Source organism: Anaerosinus sp. (assembly GCF_965318445.1).
The window spans coordinates 1-25320 of sequence record NZ_CBDNNH010000020.1 but is presented as its reverse complement, the minus strand read 5'-3'; the positions used below and the strand labels follow the sequence as shown (position 1 = coordinate 25320).

Here is a 25320-nt window from a genome sequence, read left to right as displayed (position 1 = left end):
TTAAACTGTGTATCAATAGTTGGCGGGACATTGTGTTGGGTTATATATTGATGTAATGTAGAAATTTAATTTAAAGGTAATAAGGACTGCTTTAAAATGGAAGGTTATACTCTATTTTAAAACATCTTTTTTTATATTTAAAATTTGCTTTCTAGGTTCACTATGCATAACATTTTGTATATATTTCAATGTGGAAAGTTTTTTCATCATAGATAATTTCTCTGAAAAGCTAAATTAGTAAGTGGAGGAGGTGTGAATGTGGCCGTCCATATTTCAGATTTGTTGATTGATACTTATCGGGGGATTAAAAATCTAGAAATACATAATCTTAGTGATATCAATATCATTACTGGTGATAACAATTGCGGGAAAACAAGTATTATGGAGGTGCTTAAAAATTTAAATAATATAAATGATATTAATACTTGGCTTGACGATATAAGAGGCGGTCATCATAAGCTGTTGCCTTATGATGTTATGGAAAATTTATTTAATATTGATAGCGATAGAAAAGAACTTTCTTATGGTGTGAAAAAAGCGATAAATAAAGAATTTTTAAGTTTACGCTTAGAAGCTGTACGGGAAGTTTCAATATTATCAAAAAATGAATTGAGGGAAATTGCTTCATTTCCTAATGACTATAATAAAGAAGTGTGTAGATTTTCCTATCGTATTTATTGTAATAATCTCTGTGAGAAAAAAGGGATGGTGTATAATTTCCCTACCCCAAATATTAGAGGCGGAAATAATAGCAAAAAGCTGACCTTGGTAAAAGTAAAATATATTTCGCCAGTAGAACATATTACAGGGGATGTATATTTACCTAAGGTGCTAGATAGTGGTGAGTTGTATCAGGAGATGTTAGCTCTGCTAAAAGAATTTGACAAAAATATTATTAGCATAAACACAGAGAAGATAAATCATTCATATAGAAATAGAAAGGTGTATAAAGTTTTAGTGAAAGGGCAGAAAAAACAACTTCCTCTTGATGTCTATGGAGACGGAATGAAAAAAGCAATATTTTTAATGAATGCTGTAGTTATTGCTAAAGATGGGATTTTACTTTTGAATGAATTTGAAACAGCAATTCATCCTTCTGAAATGAATAAAGTTTTTTCGTGGATTCTTAAAACTTGCCAAAGATTTAATATTCAATTGTTTCTGACTTCGCATAGCAAGGAAGCCATTGACAAACTGCTGAAGTGTGTTCCGGAATTTCAAAATATGATAAGAGTGATTACTTTATATAAGAAAGAAAATGAAACAGTAGCACGGGTTTTGGAGGGAAGAGAGGCTATTGAGGCTCAAGATGATTTAGGATTGGAGTTGAGATAGAATGAAGAGTGTAATATTGTGTGAAGGTGGAACGGATTTAGCACTTCTTCAATATTTTATGGAGGTAGCGAATGGCTGGGAGAATCGTGAAGGCAGCGATTTCAAAATAAATATTGGAAAATCTTGCAAGGCTTTTACGCAGGAGGATGATTATTTACTGATAGCGGAAACGGGTGGTTGTTCTAACATATGTCCGCAAATCAATAAGCTTCTTAGGCTAATTACACGGTCAGCTAACCAAAAAGAAATGATTGATAAAATTGTAGTTATTACGGACAGAGATGAAGTTGATAGCTTAGAACAATTTATCAGTGGTATTAAAAATCTTTTTGGGAAATATGAGATAACTTTGCAAAATGAAATCTTGGAGAATCAATGGATTTCCTGCAGCGTTAGAAATGGTGTTAAAGATGTAGTACATTTTGAGATGCTATTTTTATTGATTCCTTTTGAAACGACGGGAGCTTTAGAAACTTTTCTTTTAGAAGCAGTCTCTAAGAAGGATAAGTATGATGGTATAATTGTAGAGAAATGCAATGCTTTTGTTGATACTCTTGATTGTGCTAGAAAATATTTATCAAAACGCCGATATAAAACAAAAGCAAAATTTGATGTGTATTTTTCGATTAGAACTCCAGTAGAACAATTTTTAGAAAGACATAATATATTAAAAAACATAAAATGGGAAGAGTATGAGTACATGCAAGAAAGCTTTAAAGAGTTAAAAGCATTACATATAAATCAACTTTAAGAGTTTTTAATCTAAACGTATGTTTAGGCGTAATTCTAAGGTGCACGTATCCTCCACTGTTTAAAATATAGGCTTTGCGAGCACTTCCGCAAAGCTTTTTTGCTGTATGGAAGAAACAAATATATTGTTGAGCTCAAATATAATTTGTTTGAAAAGTGTCATGATATGTGAGACAATAATTATGGATTTAATTTCTATTTAGTATAATTTAAGTAAAAATACATATTATTACTTTTTGCTGTGGCGATATATGTAAAATTGAGGTTACATATTGAATTGGATTTGATAAGGTACTTTTATATACTAAACTACTCTTGTTATAAAATAGATGAGGATAAACAATTTTAAGGAGGCAGAATAACAATGAAAATTACTAAGGATATTTTTAATGTTGGTGTAAATGATCATCGGATTGATTTGTTTGAAGGACAGTATGCTGTACCAAATGGAATGTCGTACAATTCTTATGTCATTTTAGACGAGAAAATCGCTGTTTTAGATACCGTTGATGTTCATTTTACAAATGAATGGCTAGATAATTTGAAAGCTGTATTAGAAAATCGTGAGCCAGATTATTTAATCATTCAGCATATGGAACCAGACCATTCTGCAAGTATCTATAACTTCGTAAACGCTTATCCAAAGGCGGTAATCGTAGCGAATGCCAAAACCTTTGTCATGTTGGAGAATTTTTTTGATGATATGGATATTGAAAATAGGAAATTGGTTGTGAAAAACAATGACAAGCTTTCCTTGGGGAGTCATGAGCTGCGTTTTGTTTTTGCACCTATGGTGCATTGGCCTGAGGTTATGGTTTGTTATGATAGTAAAGATAAGGTGCTATTCTCGGCAGATGCCTTTGGAAAATTTGGAGCATTAGATGTAGATGAAGAGTGGGAGTATGAGGCACGCCGCTATTATATCGGAATTATTGCTAAGTATGGTACGCAAGTGCAAGCACTGTTAAAGCATATAGAAGAAATGGATATTGATATTGTCTGTTCATTACATGGCCCTGCTTTACAAGAGAACATAGCTCATTATCTAGCATTGTATAATATTTGGTCTTCCTTCCGTGTCGAATCGGAAGGTGTTATGATTGCTTATACTTCAATTTATGGACATACGAAAAAGGCTGTGGAGATTTTGGCTGAAAAGCTAAAGGAAAAAGGTTGCCCAAATGTAGTTGTATGTGATCTTGCAAGAGCAGATATGGCGGGAGCGGTAGCCGATGCTTTTCGATATGGGAAGCTAGTTTTGGCGACGACCACCTATAATGCAGGAATTTTCCCTTTTGTAAAGCAATTTATTGATCATTTAACTGAGCGCAACTATCAGAACCGTACGATTGGTTTAATTGAGAATGGTTCGTGGGCACCTTTGGCAGCAAAGATTATGAAGGACATGCTTTCTTCTAGTAAAAATATTACATGGATTGATACTACCGTAAGAATCAATTCGGCGGTTAAGGCGAAAAATGTAGAGCAACTTGAGGTTATGGCAAAGGAACTTTGCTAGAAGAACATTTTCAGGGATGAATAAAAGTTTTCCCTATGTAAATTTAGCAGAACTATGATGATTAAAAAAATGCCTGCGTTAGTCGCAGGCATTAATAGTTTGCTGGGGAGAAATTTCATCTTGTATATTTTCTTTGTACGCAAAAAGCTCCTTTTGTGGCAGCCCGTTTTATAGTTTAAATGGGCTGCCACAAAAGGAGCATATCGATAAAAAACGTGGGATAGAATTAGGCGGACTTTTACAATGTTAAAGTATTATTTATTTTGCAAAATTTTTAAATTTTGCTCTAATAATCTTTTTTCTTGGGTTTGATGCAAGGTGCGTTTAATTCTAGCACGTACTTCTTCAATGTTATATGGTTTGGTAATATAATCATTAATTCCCCATTCCAAAAGTTGAACTTTATATTCAATATCATCAATTGCTGATACAAAGATAACGGGTATTTTATCTAATATTGGATTTTGGTTTTGGGCGATGTAGATAGATATCCCATCAATATCAGGCATCATAATATCCAAAAGAATTAAGTCAGGCATCACTTTTTCAAATACTTCAATTGATTTAAGGCCATCACAAACAGAGTAAACATCATATAAGTCGCTTAAAGAGTTTTTCAGAATATTCAGGGCAATATCATCATCATCGACAATAACTATTTTTTGTTTAACCTCATTCATATAAAAACCCCCTTCTCAAATTAGATGAAAATATGTTATTTTATCATATAAAAGTACTATTTAAGAAAGCAATTCTATAAAATAATACAAATTCCTTCTATTGGTTATTTAATTGAAATTTTTGTTAATTATAATGGAATAAATACGAATTTTATATCCACAGTTATAGAATTAAATAAATTTACTTTATTTAGTTTAAACAACGAATCTGTGTAAGAACAAATATAAAACGATAAATGGGTTTATTAATAAAATTATATTCTTTTTTGCTGGAATCTATTTTGATTTCATTATGGCTATTGATAAAAAGATTATATGATATTTTGTGGGAGTTAAGAGATAAATAAAATATTCTGTACCTTCGCTAGATGAGATTGAAGCGAAGAAGAATAATAAAAGTTAAAGCAACACCTATCTATAGAGATTTATAGGCGTTGCTTTTTTATGTGAAAAACACAGCAGTATTCATGAGCTGATTTTATATAAATATAACCTTCCAACAGGGAACTTTTTACTCAAGAATAAATTGTATAAACTAAATATATAATCTTTTAGGGGAGGTACGATTGGGTTTATAATTATTGAATTTTGGAGTAAAACTCAAGGAGGCTTTATATTGGGAAGAAACGTTACTATTCAGGTTTGGAATAAAACTCAGGGGAACTTTTTATTTGTAAGTGATAATATCATTCATGGTAAGTATCAAAATGGATGTAAGCCGCCAAGCGAAATATCAAAAGACAAAATGGAATCATTTGAAGTGGGAAACCATACTGGCGCTAAAGTTGGTCCAAAAGGAAAGGTGATATATCAAACAATGCAAAATAGTGAAACATTTAATATAATTTTTGACTGGGATCATCCATTTAGTGCATCAACAAGCTCATATCATTGCTATTCTTCTCCTATAGGCAAAGTCACCGCGGTCTTATCTCCAGAACATCCGATTGGGCATAATCAAAGTATAACGTGGACAGTAGAATTGATTTCAATTAAATAGGGAGGGTGCTAAATTTGGGGCGAAATGTGACGTTGCATATTCAAAATGAAACTGGCTTTGATTTAACTTTCGTTAGGAATGAAATTGAACATGGAAAATATAATGCAAATCCACCCAAAAAAATTAGTAGGGGGGAAACGGTTACTTTTAAAGTCGGCAACAAAACTGGCGCTAAAGTTGGGCCGAAAGGTTCTATAACCTATCAGCTAATATACACTGAAAATATTTACGTAGAGCTTACTTTTTATTGGGATCATCCATTTAGCGCTTCTGCCAGTACTTATGAGGTAGCTTCAAGCCCACCTTGGTTTGCCAGCTATTATTTAGATCCGGGATCACCTGTAGGACACGATCAAGAGGTAACTTATATTACACGTTTAAATGACTATTGCTTTGATTCGAAGGAATGGATGGGGCAAATTGCAGAGAGTAAAGCCAATGTCAAATTACGCGAACTGTTCATTCCTGGCTCGCATGATTCTGGTACATATAATATAAACTATTATTCAGCCTTAACGCTTGATTATGAAAATTGGATAATCCCTCTGGGCAGTATTGTCGGTGCGTCACAAGGGTGGGCTAAAGCACAAAATAATTCAATTATAGATCAACTTAATGCAGGAATACGTTATTTTGATTTGCGGTTTTCTAATGGCATTTATGCTACAGCTCCTGTGACTGGAGCAAGGTTTACTTATATAGGTCCAGATGATCCGATTCCTATGATTGGGAATCCATCCCAGCCAGTAAGCAATATTGTTCGTAAAAAAGTTTTTTTATGCCATTCTTTTGCAAGTGTAGAAATGAAAACCGTTTTTAATGATGTGAAAGCATTTATTGATGCGCATTCAAAAGAAATCGTTTTTATAAACATTCAGCATATTTATAATTTTAGTCATGAAGACTGCCAATTTTTTATTCAACAATTGCACGACATTTTGGGGGATAAGATGTTACAGCGTCCAACAAATAAAACTTTGGATTTAACAGTAAAAGATGTATTGGCTAACGGAAAACAAATTATTCTTTTTATCGATCAAGTACATACTGTTAATATCTCTGGCAAAGCAGAGTCAGGAACGGATTTTAATAAAACATTTTCAGACATATTTGAGAGTAATAAATTCATTTGGCCTGCAACAGAATTTTTAGATAATCCTTATCCTAATACTTGTAAAGTAAGCGAATTAAAAACAAAAATGTTTAATAATATATCAAACGATACAAATAAATTTTCGGTGCTTCAGGGAATAATAACTCCGGACACTAGTTTTCCAGCAAAAGAAGATATAGCTTATCAAAATGCGATTACAGGAAGATATCCAAAAACTCTAGAGGAACTAGGCAGTGAAGTATCTCCTAAAGTTATTGCATGGGTTAATAATGAATGGTTTGATAAACCAATAAACATTGTAATAATTGATTGGGTGTGTACATCGATTATGACACAGGTTTGCTATATGATTAACAAGTATCATATAACAGAAAATAAATAAAGCTTAAAATTGTTTAGGGTATAAAATTTATTATGATCTTAGGCATTTTAATTTAAGCAGGTAAATAAAAAATTAATCGACTTGCTTAATTTTCTAGCATTATGAAAATCTCTCCTTCAAGGCTTTGAGAGTGGTTTCGCAAAGTCTTTTTTATTTTTGAGAATGCGTTTAATTGCAGCTTTTTATTGCCATCATTAAAAATACAAAATACATCTGCATTTCTCCATAAAATTGCAAAATTTATTATAGATTTTTTAAAAAATAAATGTATAATTATCTACATGTATAAAAATAGTAATAGTGATAAGAGGGGATTTGGGGGAGAATTTCATGAGTGGGAAAGACAAAAAGATTACCCTGACAACACAAATTTTTTTAGGATTAGTATTAGGTGCTCTATTTGGCTTCATATTTCCTGAATATGGAGCCAAATTGAAACCGTTAGGTGATGCATTTATTCGAATGATAAAAATGATTGTGGTTCCGCTAATTTTTAGTACGTTAGTTATGGGAATCGCAGGCACAGGGGATTTTAAGAAATTAGGAAGATTAGGTGGCAAAGCACTTATCTGGTTTGAATTAGCTACTACTGTAGCTCTTTTTGTTGGACTATTTGTGGTCAATGTATTTCATCCGGGCGTAGGGGTAGATATTCCTGTGCCTGCTGATGCTGGTGCACAGGCGGCAGCTGCAGCTAAGAATTCAATTGATATGGTACAATATTTAGTAAATGTTATACCTACTAATATCATTGATGCCTGTGCAAGAGGCGACATGTTACAGTTAATATTCTTTACGTGTTTCTTTGGTGTCGGGGTTGCTCATATTGGCAAAGATGCAGAGATTATCGTGAATATGTGCCGTAGTATTGCGGAGGCAATGTTTAAAGTGACGCATTATGTAATGATGCTTGCACCAGTGGGCATTTTCGCAATGATAGCTTATACGGTGGGCAGTTTTGGACTGGCAATGCTGGTACCATTATTTAAATTAGTGCTATCTTTATATTTTGCGATTGTACTATTTGTATTTATTTTGGCGCTCAGCGCTTCGATATTAACTGGAGTTAATTTTGTGCAAGTATTTAAAGCGTTAAAAGATCCATTGCTATTAGGTTATTCTACTGCTAGCAGTGAGGCAGCGTTGCCATTAGCTATGGATAGATTGGAAAAACTGGGGATACCAGAGCATGTAGTTACTTTTGTTATGCCAACAGGATATTCATTTAATTTGGATGGATCTACTTTGTATAGTTCGCTGGCAGTAGTATTTATTGCACAAATGTATGGTATAGACTTTAGTTTTTCACAACAATTGTTGATGCTTCTGACTTTAATGTTATCAACAAAAGGTATTGCAGGTGTCCCAGGGGCATCAATTATTGTTATTGCTGGTACGGCCGTATCCTTTGGACTTCCGGCAGAAGGGATTGCTATTATTTTAGGTGTTGACCGTATCATGGATATGGCGAGAACATTCTGTAATATATTTGGCAATTGCACAGCTACAGTAGTAGTCTCGCATTGGGAGAAAGAATCTACAGCTGAATCAATGAAAGAGTCATATAATAAAAACTTTAATAATTAATATAATCTAAAAAGAATATAACAATAAAAATTGACAGAACTCAAATAGTTCTGTCAATTTTTTTAGGCTAAATCGGCGAATATTAACTTTCGTAAATATACGAAAATGTCTTTACTCTAGTTTCAATAGTTAATGCGACATTTATTTCCTCGTTTTTTAAGTGGCAATAGAACGTAAGCCTAGGGATTACTACATGGTGGAAAGAGTGTCTGCCATGTCATTTTACTCGGATCAATGAGATTTTCTTTTAATAGCCTTTGATAGACAAAGCCGTATCTGGCTGTTGGAACAATAGTTTTCCATGAGTGTTGGTGTGGGATTTGTATAGTAGGACAACAATCTGAATTCTAAGAATTATCAATTTGGCTTAACAAAGAAATAAAATAAGGAGAGTATCTTTACATTCTTTTAGCTTCAAAGATACTCTCCTTATTTTTATGAATTTTATTGTGTAATTAATAATAGAGAAGCTGTGTTGTGCATAGAATTAACATGCGAATTCGCATGTTAATATCATTATATAAAATATTGTTCTTGTATTTAGCAACATAAAAAATGAAAAAATTACAACTGTTTTTATTTAGGAGATGATGCTACAATAAGTAAGAATTTGTATTATTATGGAGGTTGAAGGAGTGAAGGTGTATTCTTTGCGTCGTTGTTTCATTTTTTTTTGTAGTTTGTTTATTTTTAGCTTAAATATATCTGTAAAAGCAGCTTCGTTACCTAATTTGGAAGAATTAGAATCATATATAAATAATAGTCCAGAAGTTTTAAGTGCCGAAATGAATTATTTGCGAAATGAAAGTTTATTGAGAGCAGAAGAGGCGAGAAATGGGACAAAGTATTTTTTAGGTGCTAATTATGGTTATTTTCACGAACCTTTATTTGAAACGAGTCCGAATAAAGATACCTATCAAAAGTTGAACTTGAATGGTGGACTTGTATTCCCTTTACTAGGGAGTAAGAATAAAGAGCGAATTCGTGAAATTCAAGCAGAAATAGATGTAGTCGGTACAAAGTTACAAAAAGAAAATGCTAAGGTATCTCAATTAACGGACTTGCGTAAAGCATATGTTATATTATGGGCTGCGCAGGAGAAAACTGCATTGGCAGAACAGTTTTTAGCCACAGAGAAAACGGTGCAGTCTGTTTTACAAGACCGACAAAAAAGTGGCTTATTATTGCCAGCGGATGAATTAGAATTGTTAGCAGTGTATGCGGATGCCAGACGTGATATAGCTTTTTCAAGACTGATGAATGTACGGGCTTTGCAAATGATAAATTTAGTTACAGGGCAAGAATGGTCGGTAGAGGGGAAAGTAATATCACCTTTGTTACCAGCCTTAGATGTAAAAACAATAGAGGTTCAAAAATATCCGGAGGTGCTCTATCAAAAGGAGTTAATTGAGAAATATCAAGAGTTGGTAGAGAAAAGTGGAGGAAATAATCAAGATGTGGATTTAACAGTTGGTTTTCAGTCATCGAAGGATTTTCCTGGTGATACAGGAAATGGCGCGTATGCGGCACTTACCTGGCGTGGAGCGATTGAAGGCCTGAAGGCGAAGGAAAATTATGATGCGAAGGTTGCTAGTTATGAATTGGAGAAAGCGAAAGAAGAAGCTAGATTGAATTATTTAAAACTGGTGGGCAAAATCGAAGAATCTGTAGAAAATGTAAACTATTTACAAACGAATATCGAAGCAAAAAAAGCGCATTTATTAGTTGCGGCAGAAGACATTCGTGAACGATTGTTAAGACATCAATTTTTGCCAGGAGATACGTTTGAAAGATTGCAGCAGGCTAAATCACAGTATTATCGTTTAGCGATGGAAGTGATTGATGAAGAAGCTTCATTGTTAGAAGCGGCAATTGATGTATTGGAATATACATATCCTAGTGGCAATCAGGAAAAAGAACGAACTTTTTCAATTGGAGAAAATGAGTTTTTGCGTAATTCGTTATTTTCGGAATCATGGGAGAATACGGAGACCTTATTTCCATTTGGGTATAAGGATTTAAATACGAAAGAAATGATGCCGTTATCAGTGGATGTTGCTCAATCAATAGAAAAAAATACAGAAAATCCTCAAACAACGAAAAAAAATATAGTGATAAACCAAATGGAAAGAAAAATTCCATGGGGAGTATATATATGGAATGCGGATGCTTTATTAAATGAAAAACAGAGATCTCAGACTTTGCAAGACTTAATAAATGCAGGATTTTCAGATGTTTTACTTTCTTTTACAGGGGAACAAATTCGTTATATTGTTTCAGAAAAAGGTCAAGCGGAGTTGGAAAGCCTGTTGGATGAAGCAAAGAAAAGTCATTTGAAGGTTTCTTTATTGTTGGGGGATCCCAATTGGGCGAAGCATGAGAATAAAGGTGAGTTGATACATGCGATTCAGCAGTTAGAACGTTTTGATTTTGTAGGTGTTCATTTAGATATAGAGCCGGATTCACTTTCTGAGGCTAAGGAGAATCGAATTGATTTATTTAATCAATTGATTGATAACTTGCATGATGTAAAGAAAATTACGAAAAAACCGTTGTCAATTTCTATCCATCCTAGATATTTAGAAGGAGAATTAGGCGAAATTGCAAAAGAACGCTTACCGCAAATAGAGTTAGAAAAAGTTGTTGTTATGTTATATTCTAGTAAAACAGATCAAACGATGAAGAGAATGAAAGAAATTATTGAAAGTCAGCCAAACTTAAACATCGCATTGGCACAAAGTGTAGAGCATAGTATTTCTTCTGAGGAGAGCTATGCATATCATACGCAGCAAGATTTTTTTCAAGCAATGCAGTCCTTAGAAAACGGGTTAGCGGTTGATGAAATTTTCATTCAGGCATGGGAAGATTACAAGGAGGATGTGAAATAGAGTTGAAGGTTTCTTTTTCTACAACAAAAGCAAAAGATAGTACAATGGAAAACCACATAAAAGTTCCTTATAGTGCAGGGAAAAGAAATTTTCCGCAGATAAAATGGATGGGAATTTTGATTCTTATATTTTTACCGTTTTTATATTTAATCGGGCAAATTCTTTGGGCAAATATTTTTACGACTTCACCGGGAATGATTTATTTAGATAGGCAAGTAATAAATTCTCCAGAGGATGGAATTGTAGAAGAGATAAAGTTTAATCATGGTGATGCAGTAAATGCAGGGGATATCCTAATAAAAATAAAGCGAAGATTGCCGGAGAATTATAAGCAGATTGCTTTGCTAGAAGCTGAACGGGAAACATTAACGAATCAGAATGCAGGTAGTTCATCGGGGAGCAGCAGAAGAAAAGCAGGCGGTGAGAATGTACAATTATTACAAGAAAATCTCTCCTATTACCAGATATTGCGAGATCATACAGCGCAATTGCTTGAGCGTGGAGCTGCTACACAGGCTGAGTTAAATGAAGCGGAAACGAAAGTAAGGGAGATAAAGGCTACATTGGCAGGAATGAATGAGGTATCTAGCACTCAGATAATCGAAAATCAAGGGCAATTGCGCCTTGCTCAAGTAGAGAACAGTTTAGCATCTTTGAGAAATTTAGCAGAAATTTCTTTAGAATTGAAAGCGAATAAAGGCGGAACAGTAGATCAGATTCTTGTTTCGACTGGGCAGAGTTTTGCCGCAGGAGAACCGTTAGTGACGGTTTTAAATTCTGAGAAAGTACGGATTGTAACGTACGTAGAACCGGATGATTTTGGAAAAGTGCAATATGGTAATGAAATTATGGTGAAAATTTTAAGTTCAAAACGCAAAGTTAAAGCTGTGGTAGAGAAAGTGCCAATCCAAGCAGAGCTTGTGCCGAAAGGGATTTCAGAAAGTTTGTATCCAACTTCTATGCGAGGCATACAGGTAATTCTAAAGATAAATGAACCGTTGCATTCGGATGAGTTTATTGATGGACTCCCGGTAACAGTTATTTGGTAAATGATTTAAAGAAGGAGAATAGGATGATTTTGAAGTTTGCACAATTACTATTTGGTGGACCGGTTAAAAATTCATTGAATGGTTTTGAATTTACTTCTTATACGAAAGTAGAAGATCTCATTGAGGACTTGGATTTTTCTACTATTGTTTGTGTTGATGGAGCCTTGGTGGATAGAAAGGGAAATGAAGAACTTCTTTTGGCACTAAAGAAGTTGCGACAAGCAAAATACGGGTATATTACCCCTGTTTTTTTTGCGGATTCACTAAATAATCTTAACCTATTTGTTGATGGGGCAGAGATGTCCGCTGAGGAAATGTTAAGAAAGGGGAGTCGGATTTATACAAATTTAAAGGGGATTAATTTAGGGAAAAATTGCGAGGAAACAGATCTGAGATTGTTAACGTTTTTTTATTCACGGGGTCAATCTTATCGAGCGTTACCAAAACTTTTTCCACATACAGATGCAATCTATGAATACCCGGAAATTTCTTTATTGCTTCAATCAAATCTAACGATAGATTTAGTGTCAAACGCTAGCTGGGAGTTGCAAAGCAAAGAAAAAGAAAACAATGGTGGAAGTTCGTTATTAAAGATGCTTTCACTAACTTCACAAGGATTAATTGAGAAAGGAAAGCTAATTGAGCGTATTCGCCTTTGTCCTCATTGTCAAAGCGGATATTTGAATTATATTGATAGGTGCACTTTATGTGGAAGCATTGATTTTGAAAAACGAAAAATGATTCATTGCTTTACTTGCAGTCATATTGCGCCGCAAGAAGAGTTTAAAGAGGGAATGCGTTTAGCGTGTCCGAAATGCAATTCGATTTTACGACATATCGGTACAGACTATGATCGTCCCGTAGAATCTTATTTGTGCAACAGTTGTAATGAACGATTTATTGAACCGGAAGTTTATGCAGAATGTTTAAATTGCCGAAAAAAGAGTTTGCCAGAAAATCTAATTGTTCGTCAGATTTACGAATACCGTTTGAGTGAAAAAGGCGAGCGTGCCGTAAAAATGGGGCAGATTGATTTTAAAATTGAATTATTTGATGAACAGCAGAACATGTTGATGCCGTACTTTTGTCACATTTCAGATTGGCTCTTAAAAATGCGTCAAAGATATCTCGATGCAGAATTTTCTTTAATTTATTTAAATATAAAGGGGCTTAAAACGATTGAGGAAAATGTTGGCAGAGAGTGTCTCGTCAATATAATGCAAGAGCTGGCGGAGAGAATTCGGTCGATGGTGCGATTTACTGATCTGACTACCAATAGTAGTGAAGATACCTTTTGGATATTGCTTCCTAGAACCTCAGCGCAAGGTGGCGATATATTAGCAGCTAGGCTAATGGAACTAGAAAAGTTGATTATGATTGACGAAAAGAGCATTGCTAGAATTGAGTGCCACAGTGTTCAGATACCAAAAGAATATGTAGGAAAGGAAAATGCTACAATGCTATTTATTAATCAATATGAAGCTGCAAGGCGAGAGTAGGAAAGCAAATGATTTATAGCGTGATAGAAATTTTGTCGGAAATTCTTTTGCATCCTATCTCTAATCATGAATTTTCTAGTATTCTTCTCACTTTAATGCCGTTGGTGATATTTTTTGAGATTCCGTGGACTTTATTTATTCTCGTAGGAATTGTCCGTTATAAATGGGAGCGAATGCACGAAGGCGTAAGACGTGATTACTTTCCTTCTGTTTCTTGTATTATTACTTGTTATAGTGAAGGGGCAGCGATAAAACAGACGATTCGCTCATTAACGGAACAGATATATCCAGGGAAAATTCAGTTGATCGTTCTGGTTGACGGGGCGGCTGCAAATCAAGAAACCTTGCGAGTGGCTCAATCGATGAGTGGCTATGTAAATGAATTTTTGAATCGGAAACTCCTCGTGATTCCGAAATGGCAGCGCGGTGGCGTTGTGTCGAGCAGTAATGCGGGGCTTCGATTTGCTGATGGTGAAATTATTATTAAGGTAGATGGTGATTCATCTATGGACAATAACATGGTAGAACGGGCAACGCGACATTTTGAAAATCCTGAAGTAGTTGCCGTGAGTGGGTGTCTAAGAGTACGAAATGCAAATGAAAGCATTTGGACATCATTTCAGGCGATTGAATATTTTATCGCCATTCAATCGTCTAAGAGTGCTTTGAGTACTTTTAATATGGTTAATAATATATCTGGCGCGTTTGGTATTTTTCGTCGGGAACTGCTGGATTTAGTCATGGGCTGGGATGCGGGGACAGCTGAAGATTTGGACATGACGATGCGAATAAAAAATTATTTTGCCAATAAGAAAAAGAAATTTCGTATTGTATTCGATCCAGAAGCGATGTGTTTTACCGATGTTCCCGTCACTTTAAAGAATTACTTGAAACAAAGACTTCGCTGGGATGGAGACTACTCGTTTATTTTAGCCAAGCATAAACATACGTTAAGTCCCAAATTTATTGGGTGGCCGAATTTTATCGGTTTGTTGGTGAGAATGTTTACAAATCTGGTGATTCCTTGTACTGTATTTTTTTATACCATATGGCTTTGTATTGCATATCCTTGGTCATTTGCAATTGCACTAATGATCTTTATGTATCTTTTTTATTTTATTATGCATTCGTGTATGTATCTCTTTTCAGTTTTGCTATTGTCCGAGCGGATAGGTGAAGATTTAGCAAGAATTCCATATTTGCTATTTATTCCTGCATTTATGTTTATTGGACGAATCAATGCTTTAGTGGCAAATTTATGGCAATGGTTTGGCAAAGGACATCAGGATACTTCCATGGCACCCTGGTGGGTGATTAAAAAAAATAAATTTTAAAAGTTGTGCATTTTCGATAGAGGATGTACAGCTTTTTTCTAGATGCGGTAAAGAAGATGCCATTAATAGAAATTATATTTGATAAAAAAATAATTCTCCGTATTATTTTAGGTTTTTGACAAAATAACCTTAAATTTTGTGTATATATTATATGATTTGGTCAAATTATTTTTCAAAACCTCTACCCATGATAGACTTTATTCAATGTCTATAGAATATGAAGAAAGTAATAAAAATAGCTAGCGTATGAAGCGAAGTGCTCTGCTTCATACGCTAGCTTTATTTTTATTTATAGAGAATAAAAACGGTATACTTTTATAGTTTAACCTTTACATTTTTCGTAAATCCCTTTTTCTTTGATTACTTTAATCAAAGTTTCGCCCATAACGGCAGGTGTTTGGGCAACCTCAATCCCACATGCATTCATTACGCGGATTTTTTCATCGGCAGTTCCTTTACCACCAGAAATAATTGCCCCTGCATGTCCCATACGTTTTCCTGGAGGTGCCATGCGACCACTAATAAAACCTACAACAGGTTTTGTCATATTTTCTTTTACCCATTCAGCAGCTTCTTCTTCTGCTGTTCCACCGATTTCGCCAATCATAATTACGGCATAAGTTTCTGGATCTTTATTGAATGCATCTAGGACATCAATAAAGTTTGTCCCGTTTACAGGGTCACCGCCAATCCCAACTGCGCTTGTTTGACCTAGTCCAGCCGTAGTTAATTGATGTACAGCTTCATAAGTAAGTGTCCCAGAGCGAGATACTACGCCAATATGCCCTTTTTTGTGAATATAACCAGGCATAATACCAATTTTTGATTCCCCAGGGCTGATTACACCAGGGCAGTTTGGTCCAATAAGGCGCGTTTTTTTGCCTTCCATATAACGCTTCACTTTAATCATATCAAGTACAGGAATATTTTCCGTGATACAAATAACTAAATCAAGTTCAGCATCAACTGCTTCCATGATTGCATCTGCGGCAAATGGCGCAGGTACGTAAATAACTGAGGCGTTTGCACCTGTTGCCAAAACAGCTTCTTTTAATGTATTAAAAACAGGTACGCCTTCAACTTCACTACCACCTTTGCCTGGAGTAACGCCAGCAACGATTTTTGTGCCGTACTCAAGCATTTGTTTTGTATGGAATTTAGCTGCTGAACCAGTAATACCTTGCACTACAACTTTTGTATTTTCATTAATAAAAACGCTCACAATTCTCCTCCTAACAATTATCCTACTAAGGAAACAACTTTTTCTGCACCATCGGCCATTGAGTCGGCAACAGTTATGCTGATGCCTGAATCTTTTAATATTTGTTTACCTTTTACAACGTTTGTACCTTCAAGGCGAACGACTAATGGAACCGTAATTTTTACCTGTTTAGCGGCTTCTACAATACCTTCGGCAATTGCATCACATTGTACAATACCACCAAAAATATTAACAAAAATACCGCGTACTTTTTGGTCGGAAAGAATAATTTTGAAAGCTTCCGATACTTTTTCAGCGTTTGTGGAGCCTCCTACATCTAGGAAGTTTGCAGGCTCACCGCCATAATGTTTAATGATATCAATGGTAGCCATTGCAAGTCCGGCACCATTTACCATGCAAGCAATATTTCCATCTAAAGTAACGTAGTTTAAATCGTATTTAGATGCAGCTAATTCTTTTTCATCTTCTTCAGATAAATCGCGGTAAGCTAAGATATCAGCGTGACGATATAGCGCACTGGAATCAAAATTCATTTTTGCATCTAGCGCCATAACTTGTCCATCACCCGTTACAACTAATGGATTGATTTCTGCAATAGAACAATCTTTATTGACAAAAGCTTCGTAAAGTCCAGTCATGAATTTTACAGCTTTATTGATTAATTCCTTTGGTATATTAATTGCGAAGGCGATTCGTCTTGCCTGAAAACCAGTAAGTCCGATTGCAGGGTCAATGATTTCCTTGAAGATTTTTTCTGGTGTTTTTGCTGCAACTTCTTCAATCTCTGTGCCGCCTTCTTCTGATGCCATCAATACGACACGGGAAGTTTTTCGGTCAAGAACAAGCCCTACATAATATTCTTTTTTAATATCGCAGCCTTCTTCAATTAATAAGCGTTTTACCTCTTTTCCAGTTGGTCCAGTTTGATGTGTTACTAAAATTTTACCAAGAATTTCTTCGGCGTACTTGCGTACTTCATCGAGGTTTTTAGCAACTTTAACGCCACCGGCTTTACCGCGTCCGCCAGCGTGTATCTGTGCTTTAACTACACATACTGACGTGCCTAAATCTTGAGCAGCTTTTACCGCTTCATCAACAGAAAATGCTACTTTGCCGTTTGGGGTAGTAACGCCATATTGTCTGAGGACTTCTTTCGCTTGATATTCGTGAATGTTCATTTAAACCTCCTAATATTATAAAGATATAATTTGGCTAGTATTTTGCCGTAAATTCAGACTATTTAAATCAGTAAAACAATTTATATAGTTTATCTTATCATTTTATATTATTATGGAAAGGATTGTCTAGCAAAAATAGGCGATATTAAAAAAATCCTTTTGTATACATCAAATAAATAAAAAGATAAACATAATGATAGCTAACGTAAGAAAAATAAAATCTAATTTTGTAAAATAATATGCCAGTCGGGGAGAAACGATGAGAACTCGTGGGAGATTACTAAATATTAAAGATAATCCCAAAAAGACGTCAAAGAGTGACATGGTAATTGGTTGAACAGAAAAATAAAAAAATGCTTTTCCGATTAGATAAATGGAAAATGCAATAACGAAATAGCTAAACTGTTTGCCAAGCAAAATAAAACACATCCATTCAAAAATATTATTCATAAATAATATTCTAAGTAGATCCTTATGTTTCCTGCATAAATGTAAACAGTTTAAATAACATACTTGTTTTATTATTACAAGTTATCATGGGAATATTCAAAATGGATTTTAAAATTCATATAAAAAAATATAAGAGATATTAGTGGATAAAACATAAGGCCACCTAAATGTAATCAATAGATGAAACATGTCGAAAAAAAGGAAATAACTTCTTTTTGATTCGGAAAGGTTTGCTTTTGTTATAATTTTTCTTTTGAATTGATTAATTAATATAAATAAACAGAAAATTTTAAAAGGAATTAGCAGGAGTTTTAGAATGAACAAAGAATATATATAAGCGATGGATTCATATAAAAATTTATAAATGTAAATCCTAGACTTATCATTTATTTTTATGGAGGCGGTTATAATTATGAAAAAACGTTATAAGGCTCTACTTCTTGCATTATGCTTAGGGGTGTCTGCAACGGCTTTTGCACAACCAGCGGCAAATTTTAAGGATCAATTACCAAAATACGAGTACAAGTTAGTAGATACTGTAGAAGTGTTCGGACGTCAAGGCATTGCAACTGATGGCGACTACTATTATGTAAGTGGAAGTAAAACATTAGCTAAGTACGACAAAAATTGGAACTTGATTGCAAAAAATGAGAAACCATTTGAAGGCTACGCAATTCCAGCAAATCATATCGGTGATATTGATGTATTTAACAATGAAATTTATGTAAGTGCTGAAAACTTCATGGATGGCGTTGGTAAAGATATTCAAATCGCAGTACATGATGCAAATACTTTGAAATTAAAACGTACTTTTAAATTCGAACCATCTAGTGGACAAGAAGAATGTTCGGGTATTACTGTAAACCCAGATGAAAGAACGGTGTGGATGTGTTCTTGGGTTGGTGAAGAAAGTGGCAGATATTTATATGAATATAGCTTAGATACTGGGGAATATTTACGTAAAGTTCATCTTCAAGCGGTTCCACAATGGGTACAAGGTATGTTCTACTATAAAGGTTCCTACTATTTAACTGCTGATGATGGAACAGCTGATATGAAAGAATCCGATCATTTATATCGTGTAGACATTAAGCCTGGTGATACTCGTGCAACAGTTGTAATGGAAAAAACTTTTGATGATGTAATCTTTGAAGGTGAAATTGAAGGCCTTACTGTAAATCCAAAAACAAAACAAATGTTAGTTCACTTTAACCGTGGATCCCAAATTGTTCTTGGAATGGTGAAAGGATTCTATCCTGGATATGATCGTGAAATTTCTGAAGTATATATTTATGATATGAAAGAAATTAAATACTAATTTAAAATATAAAAGTGCCCATTTATCAGATGATGAATGGGCACTTTTGTTTATATGCACAATGATTCTAAAAATAAATTGAAAATAAACAATATATACTTGTTTTTGTATTTTCTAGTAGTAAAGTAAATGATATAATGAAAAAGTAATTATAGTTAATAGATATTATGAATCTGAGGGGGCTGACCATATTGGATAGAAATTTGAAAATACTTATTTGTGATGACTCTATGCTCTTACGTAAAAAATTAACAAGAGAACTTGAAAGTCAAAATTGTGAGGTTATTGAAGCTGCAAATGGTAAAGAAGCCGTAATGATGTTTTTGAAACATCAGCCAGATGGTGTTTTTTTAGATATTGTCATGCCGCAGGTTGGAGGATTAGAAGCACTTCAAGCGATTCGCGAAATTAATTCTAATGCACATGTAATTATGTTATCATCAGCGGGAACTTCATCCAAGTTGGTAGAAGCACTTAAATTAGGGGCCAGAGATTTTATTCAAAAACCATATAATGATGAACAAATTCAAAAAGCGCTATTGGATATTAGAGGAGGGTCTGCTAATGCTTAGTCAATATTTAGCACAGTACTTATTAAATACCGGTTTGCTTAGTCCACAACAGGTGCGTGAAATTTTAGAGAATGAACAAGAACATCGAGTTAAACTCGGTGTTATAGCGATAAATAAAGGGGTAATGAATGCTGAGCAAGTAGAAACGGTTCATCAACTGCAAGTGCGAGCGGATAAACGATTTGGTGAGATTGCAATAGAAGAAGGATTTATTACGGAAAAGCAATTGGAAGAATTGTTAGCTGTCCAAGCTGACGGAAATTTAAATTTTGGACAGGCAATTATTGATAGAGGGTTTATGACATTAAGTCAATTGGAAGCTGCTTTAGAAAGGTATAATAAAAATAATGCGTTTGCAGTAATTAAAGCGCTTGATAAAATTGAGATAAAGAAAATAGACTTTTCTGAACTTGAAGAAGTCCGTGAAATTTATGGAGAATATGTAGACTTGTTTGTTCGTTCCTTATTGAGATTTATCAATACAACAAGTTTGATTTTGCAGGGAGAACCAGTCGATGTGAAAAACAAGTATTTAATTTCTCAGCAGATGACTGGAGAATCTGCATTTGCAACGGGGCTTTTATTATCGGAAGATACATTAATAGAAATTGCTCGTCGTTATAGTGGGGAAGAAATTAACTGTGTTGATGAATTGGCTGTTGATAGTGTGGCAGAATTCTTAAACGTGACTAATGGGCTATATATTGTTAATTTATCTAATCGTGGGATTGATGTTGATTTAGAGCCTCAAAAAACAGGTAGAGGAATTGTCCCGATTGGGACTAAGCAGGCTGTTGTAAATATTGATACTAATTTTGGGAGGATTCAACTGATTTTATCAGCGGATGATTTACAATAATTTCTTACATATATAATGATGTAATATGATAAAATACAAATAGATTGTTTTATAAAAGGGACTTGTTTCAATAAAAAATAAATTATCGTTCATATAAGTATGTGTATTCAGGAGTTTGCGGCGCTCATTTGATTTTATTTTAAAAAGGTTTTTGTGCTGCTAACTCTTGAATTAGATAATCATTTCTATATTAAAAAAAGTGTTGACAATAAATTATATTCGTGATAATCTATATGAGTCGCAGGCGAGAAATGATGCGATGGAATTTTATATTGTGTAGTTTGATTTAAGCATTGGAGAGATGTCCGAGTGGTTGAAGGAGCACGCCTGGAAAGCGTGTGTACGGGCAACTGTACCGAGGGTTCGAATCCCTCTCTCTCCGCCATTCATTTTTAATATGGAGTTATGTTTTTGAGGTCGGACTACAGTTCTTGGGTCTTACGCAATGGAGACTCATGAATCCCGTCAGGTCCGGAAGGAAGCAGCGGTAAGTGACAATCTTTATGTGCCGTAAGGGTGCCTGAGAACTGTGGCCCGACGTTAAAAACATAATATGGATAATATAAACAACCAGACTCTGGTTGTTTTTTTGTTATATACAAAACTTACAGGGGATTTGAGTTGCGGGATAGAATAATAATATTAAAGTTTTGCGAAAGGTGGCTGAGAAGTGTCATATATAGCTTTATATAGAAAGTGGCGTCCTAATGATTTTGAAAATTTAGTAGGGCAAGATCATATCAGTAAGACTTTATCGAATGCCATTCTTTCAAATAAGATTGCGCATGCCTATTTATTTTCTGGCCCTAGGGGTACTGGCAAAACGAGTACGGCGAAAATTTTGGCCAAGGCATTAAACTGTGAATCTGGTCCAACGCCATCTCCTTGCAATTCATGTACAAATTGTACAAAAATTAATAATGGTTCTTCTATGGATGTTTATGAAATTGATGCAGCATCTAATCGAGGAATTGATGAAATTCGCGATTTAAGAGAAACTGTTAAATTTACACCAGTTGATGGTCGTTATAAGGTGTATATTATTGATGAAGTGCATATGCTGACAACGGAAGCGTTTAATGCTTTATTGAAAACATTAGAAGAGCCTCCTGCGCATGTAGTTTTTATTTTGGCGACGACAGAAGCCCATAAAGTCCCGGCAACGATACATTCTCGCTGTCAACGATATGATTTTCGCAGGATTAGCGTCGGAGAGATTGTAGATCGGCTTAAAGTTGTTACTGAGCAAATGGGAATAACAACTACGGATGAGGCGCTAAAATTGATTGCCACTCATGCAGATGGTGGGCTTCGTGATGCGCTTAGTATTTTAGATCAATGTAGTGCGCTAGATAACGAGCCTGTGGACGAGAAAAAAGTTAGACGGATGCTAGGTTTGGTCGGCAATGATTGGATTTTTAAACTGGTCAATGCCATGGCAAAAAGGGAAGGTTATACGATTCTTACTATTTTGGCAGACTTGTTAGCAATGGGGAAAGAAGTTACACAGATTTTAAGTGAAGTTACTTTGCATATGCGGAGTGTAATGTTATATCAATCTGTACAAGATATAGATGGGTTTAATTTGTATACTGCAGAAAAAAGTATTTTAGAAGAACATAGCAAAATTTTTTCTTATGAAGAAATCGTTAAAATTATCAAGTGTTTACATGCGGCTATTCATGAAATAAAATGGTCTCCGCAACCTCGTATTACGGCGGAAACAGCATTTTTATCAATTTGCCATATAGATGATGTGAAGTTAGAAGGTACTAGTCTTGACCTAATCAAACGGATTGAAAAACTTGAAAAAACCATTCAAAGATTGCAAAGTAATATAACGTTGCCAAATAAAAGTAATGATAGAGCAAATTTATCTTCGGGAAAAGTGTATCAAGAAATAGAGCAGACGGTAAAAAGTCGCGTTCCTAAAATACAAGAAGAAAGAATAGAAAGTGTGCAGGCGGTAAAAAATGAATCGGTACAAAACCAAGCAAAACAAGTAGCAAGCCCAATTCCTTTAGATAATACAAGTCATAAGGAAGTTTGGGAAAAGGTTTTAAAAGGATTGATGTCGAGAAAAAAAGCTGCTGTTCATGCCTGTGTGGCGCAAGGATATTTACAAAGTCTGGATTCAGGGCAGGCAACGATTGCTTTTGAAGCTAAATTTCCTAAAGAACGGACGGACAAAGAAGATTATCGAGCGATTCTAAGTGACGTTTTTAGTGAAGTTTGTGGTATGGTGATGAATGTTCGATCGGTGCTGATAAGTAGTTCAATCCCCCCCGACAAACCACCGCACACAATGAGTCGAGTGGAAAAAGCGGTGGAGAATAATGAAGCATTGACGCCCGAGCAGCGTTATGTACTAGATACGGCGATTAAAGTCTTTGATACTGAAGCGATAAAGATACCGCCACGCGAATCATAATTCGTTTATTTGAAGAAGAACATTAGATAAAGAAGGCTGATTTAGAGAGAGTTTTAACTCCCCTGAGTCATAGATTACAGTGGCTTTATTTTCCCCTGAAGAGGTGGGGTATGATAAGTAGAAAATCAAAATCTTTGATTTTGTCTGAATCCCTTATTTTAATGGATGACTCTATTAGACAATGGATAAATTTCATTTGACGAGTGGCTACTATTTTGGTAGTCTTAACTATGAGATTAGCGAAAGCGAATTCAAAGGAGGACATAGAATGTTTGGTGGCATGGGTAACATGGGCAATATGGCTGGCATGATGAAAAAAGTTCAAAAATTGCAAGCTGAAATGACTAAAATGCAAGAAGAACTGAAACAAAAAACAGTTGATGTATCAGCTGGCGGTGGAGCTGTAAAAGTTGTAATGACAGGAGAAAAACAAATTTCTTCATTAAAAATTGATCCATCTGCTGTTGATCCGGAAGATGTAGAAATGCTTGAAGATTTGGTATCAGCAGCTATAAATGAAGCTTTGAAAAAAGTGGATGATATGATGGCAAAAGAAATGGGCAAACTTACTGGCGGGTTACCACCAGGAATGTTTTAATCATGCAGTATATAGCACCTTTGACAAAATTGATCGAGCATTTTCGTTCTTTACCGGGAATTGGTGCAAAAACGGCATCGAGACTAGCTTATCATATATTAGATATGGAGGATGCGAAAGCAAAAGCCTTAGCAAAAGCTATTGTTGATGCAAAAGAAAAGATAAGTTATTGTAGCATTTGTTTTAATCTGACCGATAGTGATCCGTGTTATGTTTGTGAGTCTAAGCAGAGAGATAAATCTGTAATTTGTGTGGTTGAACAACCGCGTGATGTAGCGGCAATGGAACGTATGCGTGATTTTAAGGGGCTTTATCATGTTTTGCATGGTGTTTTATCTCCTCTTGAAGGAATAGGGCCTGATGAAATAAAAATTAGAGAACTTGTTGCACGACTTTATTCTGGAGAGGTAAAAGAAATTATTGTGGCGACGAATCCGAATGTTGAGGGTGAAGCTACTGCGATGTATATTGCAAAACTACTTAAACCTATTGGAGTAAAGGTGACGAGAATTGCTCATGGATTACCAATTGGTGGAGACTTGGAATATGCGGATGAGGTTACGTTATCAAAAGCTTTAGAAAACCGTCGAGAAATATAGAGATAAAAAGGTATTGCCATAAGGTAATACCTTTTTATTTACGTATGGACTATGAATATTATGGTAAAAATAGAATTATTATCATAATTTTTCATACAGATAAATATAGTATATTAGGAGGCGGTGTAATGCGGTTCTTTTCGTATGATAAGCATATTCCAAATGAAGATGAGATAAAAATAAAAGGACGGACTGAATTTTTAAATCTAATTAAACAAGCAAAAAAAGATTGGCAATTATCACAAAAACTATTGAGTGAAGTTACAGATTGTGATTTAATGGATTATGTTATTTATTCGATAAAAGCAAATGAGGCACGATATAGATATTTATTAAAAAATGCACGCCTTCAAAATTTACAAGGTGATGCATGGACGGGGGAAAATTTTAATGATATCTAAATAAATGGACAGCCTCTAGTAAAGGAGGGGGTTTAAATGGAGACTTTAGCACTTCAACCGGGAGTATTATTTGCTTACATAATTGGAATAGGATTGATTTATTTTATTGGCAAAGTGTTTGTAATGCCGGTAAAATTCATTTGGAAGTTTATTTATAATGGCTTGATTGGCGGAATTATGTTATGGATAGTTAATTTTGTGGGAAGCTACGTTGGATTTGAAATTGGGATTAATGTAGTTACCGCATTAGTTGCAGGTTTTTTGGGAATTCCGGGAGTTATTTTATTGATTGCGTTTAAATTATTTTTTTAAAAATGGTGCTTTGTCGATATTTTTCAAAAAATATGTTGACAAGGCACTTTTCCTCTGATATCATAATAAAAGTCGTCAGCGGGAAACGCTTACGGCACTAAATAAAAAGAAATTCACCAAAAAGAATTTCAAAAAAATATGTTGACAACAATCCTTGATTGTGTTAATATAAATGAGCTGGTTCGCCAGCAACCAAGTGTTCCTTGAAAACTAAACAATGTAGATATTAAGTAATGTATTACT

At 34.7% G+C, this 25320-nt stretch carries 21 protein-coding genes and 1 tRNA gene; 19 read left to right on the top strand and 3 right to left on the bottom strand.

Annotated features, from left to right (window positions below):
- Window positions 1–258 precede the first annotated feature (258 nt).
- The 3 genes from ACWZFG_RS10420 (at window position 259) to ACWZFG_RS10410 (ending at window position 3604) form a co-directional block, all read left to right on the top strand.
- Complete coding sequence (locus ACWZFG_RS10420; protein ID WP_455577610.1) at window positions 259–1335, top strand: AAA family ATPase; 1077 nt, start codon at window positions 259–261, stop codon at window positions 1333–1335.
- A gap of 1 nt (window position 1336) precedes the next feature.
- Window positions 1337–2086, top strand: coding sequence for a DUF3226 domain-containing protein (locus ACWZFG_RS10415; protein ID WP_455577609.1), 750 nt, complete (start codon window positions 1337–1339; stop codon window positions 2084–2086).
- A gap of 363 nt (window positions 2087–2449) precedes the next feature.
- Window positions 2450–3604 (top strand): FprA family A-type flavoprotein, encoded by a 1155-nt coding sequence (locus ACWZFG_RS10410; protein ID WP_455577608.1) that lies wholly within the window; start codon window positions 2450–2452, stop codon window positions 3602–3604.
- Window positions 3605–3858: 254 nt separating this feature from the next.
- Here ACWZFG_RS10410 and ACWZFG_RS10405 read toward each other — a convergent pair whose 3' ends face one another.
- Window positions 3859–4284, bottom strand: a complete 426-nt coding sequence (locus tag ACWZFG_RS10405) for a response regulator transcription factor (RefSeq protein WP_177505482.1) — start codon at window positions 4282–4284, stop codon at window positions 3859–3861.
- A 616-nt stretch (window positions 4285–4900) separates the two neighbouring features.
- On the opposite strand from ACWZFG_RS10405, the gene ACWZFG_RS10400 reads away from it, so the two are divergent.
- From ACWZFG_RS10400 to ACWZFG_RS10370, 7 genes are all read left to right on the top strand, one after another.
- Complete coding sequence (locus tag ACWZFG_RS10400) at window positions 4901–5284, top strand: hypothetical protein (protein WP_177505481.1); 384 nt, start codon at window positions 4901–4903, stop codon at window positions 5282–5284.
- Window positions 5285–5289: 5 nt separating this feature from the next.
- Window positions 5290–6780, top strand: coding sequence for a phosphatidylinositol-specific phospholipase C domain-containing protein (locus ACWZFG_RS10395; RefSeq protein ID WP_455577607.1), 1491 nt, complete (start codon window positions 5290–5292; stop codon window positions 6778–6780).
- 330 nt (window positions 6781–7110) lie between these two features.
- Complete coding sequence (locus ACWZFG_RS10390; RefSeq protein WP_177505479.1) at window positions 7111–8367, top strand: dicarboxylate/amino acid:cation symporter; 1257 nt, start codon at window positions 7111–7113, stop codon at window positions 8365–8367.
- 680 nt (window positions 8368–9047) lie between these two features.
- Complete coding sequence (locus tag ACWZFG_RS10385) at window positions 9048–11255, top strand: TolC family protein (RefSeq protein WP_455577606.1); 2208 nt, start codon at window positions 9048–9050, stop codon at window positions 11253–11255.
- The gene (locus ACWZFG_RS10380; RefSeq protein ID WP_455577605.1) at window positions 11225–12304 is read left to right on the top strand and encodes an HlyD family secretion protein; all 1080 of its coding nucleotides are present in this window, start codon (window positions 11225–11227) and stop codon (window positions 12302–12304) included. Before ACWZFG_RS10385 ends, ACWZFG_RS10380 begins: the two co-directional genes overlap by 31 nt.
- Window positions 12305–12327: 23 nt before the next feature.
- A complete protein-coding gene (locus ACWZFG_RS10375; RefSeq protein ID WP_455577604.1) occupies window positions 12328–13803 on the top strand; it encodes a TackOD1 domain-containing metal-binding protein in 1476 nt (491 codons plus the stop codon).
- An 8-nt stretch (window positions 13804–13811) separates the two neighbouring features.
- Window positions 13812–15137 (top strand): glycosyltransferase family 2 protein, encoded by a 1326-nt coding sequence (locus tag ACWZFG_RS10370; protein WP_455577603.1) that lies wholly within the window; start codon window positions 13812–13814, stop codon window positions 15135–15137.
- 322 nt (window positions 15138–15459) lie between these two features.
- Here the strand turns inward: ACWZFG_RS10370 and sucD are convergent, their stop codons facing one another.
- Window positions 15460–16359 (bottom strand): succinate--CoA ligase subunit alpha, encoded by a 900-nt coding sequence (sucD, locus tag ACWZFG_RS10365; protein WP_147669694.1) that lies wholly within the window; start codon window positions 16357–16359, stop codon window positions 15460–15462.
- A 17-nt stretch (window positions 16360–16376) separates the two neighbouring features.
- Window positions 16377–17537: an ADP-forming succinate--CoA ligase subunit beta gene (gene sucC, locus ACWZFG_RS10360; protein WP_177505474.1), complete on the bottom strand. Its 1161-nt coding sequence runs from the start codon at window positions 17535–17537 to the stop codon at window positions 16377–16379.
- A gap of 862 nt (window positions 17538–18399) precedes the next feature.
- On the opposite strand from sucC, the gene ACWZFG_RS10355 reads away from it, so the two are divergent.
- From ACWZFG_RS10355 to ACWZFG_RS10315, 9 genes are all read left to right on the top strand, one after another.
- Window positions 18400–19305: a hypothetical protein gene (locus ACWZFG_RS10355; protein WP_177505473.1), complete on the top strand. Its 906-nt coding sequence runs from the start codon at window positions 18400–18402 to the stop codon at window positions 19303–19305.
- 191 nt (window positions 19306–19496) lie between these two features.
- Window positions 19497–19877 carry a response regulator gene (locus ACWZFG_RS10350; RefSeq protein ID WP_177505472.1) on the top strand — a complete coding sequence of 127 codons (381 nt, stop codon included), beginning with the start codon at window positions 19497–19499 and terminating at the stop codon, window positions 19875–19877.
- A complete protein-coding gene (locus ACWZFG_RS10345; protein ID WP_177505471.1) occupies window positions 19870–20736 on the top strand; it encodes a hypothetical protein in 867 nt (288 codons plus the stop codon). The genes ACWZFG_RS10350 and ACWZFG_RS10345 overlap by 8 nt, the downstream gene beginning before the upstream one ends.
- Before the next feature lie 295 nt (window positions 20737–21031).
- Window positions 21032–21121: transfer RNA gene (locus tag ACWZFG_RS10340), tRNA-Ser, on the top strand.
- A 285-nt stretch (window positions 21122–21406) separates the two neighbouring features.
- Complete coding sequence (gene dnaX, locus ACWZFG_RS10335; RefSeq protein WP_455577602.1) at window positions 21407–23167, top strand: DNA polymerase III subunit gamma/tau; 1761 nt, start codon at window positions 21407–21409, stop codon at window positions 23165–23167.
- A 268-nt stretch (window positions 23168–23435) separates the two neighbouring features.
- Complete coding sequence (locus ACWZFG_RS10330) at window positions 23436–23765, top strand: YbaB/EbfC family nucleoid-associated protein (protein ID WP_147669700.1); 330 nt, start codon at window positions 23436–23438, stop codon at window positions 23763–23765.
- Window positions 23766–23767: 2 nt separating this feature from the next.
- The gene (gene recR, locus ACWZFG_RS10325) at window positions 23768–24364 is read left to right on the top strand and encodes a recombination mediator RecR (protein WP_147669701.1); all 597 of its coding nucleotides are present in this window, start codon (window positions 23768–23770) and stop codon (window positions 24362–24364) included.
- A 44-nt stretch (window positions 24365–24408) separates the two neighbouring features.
- Window positions 24409–24765 (top strand): YaaL family protein, encoded by a 357-nt coding sequence (locus tag ACWZFG_RS10320; RefSeq protein ID WP_455577601.1) that lies wholly within the window; start codon window positions 24409–24411, stop codon window positions 24763–24765.
- Window positions 24766–24801: 36 nt separating this feature from the next.
- The gene (locus ACWZFG_RS10315; protein ID WP_455577600.1) at window positions 24802–25077 is read left to right on the top strand and encodes a pro-sigmaK processing inhibitor BofA family protein; all 276 of its coding nucleotides are present in this window, start codon (window positions 24802–24804) and stop codon (window positions 25075–25077) included.
- Window positions 25078–25320 lie beyond the last annotated feature (243 nt).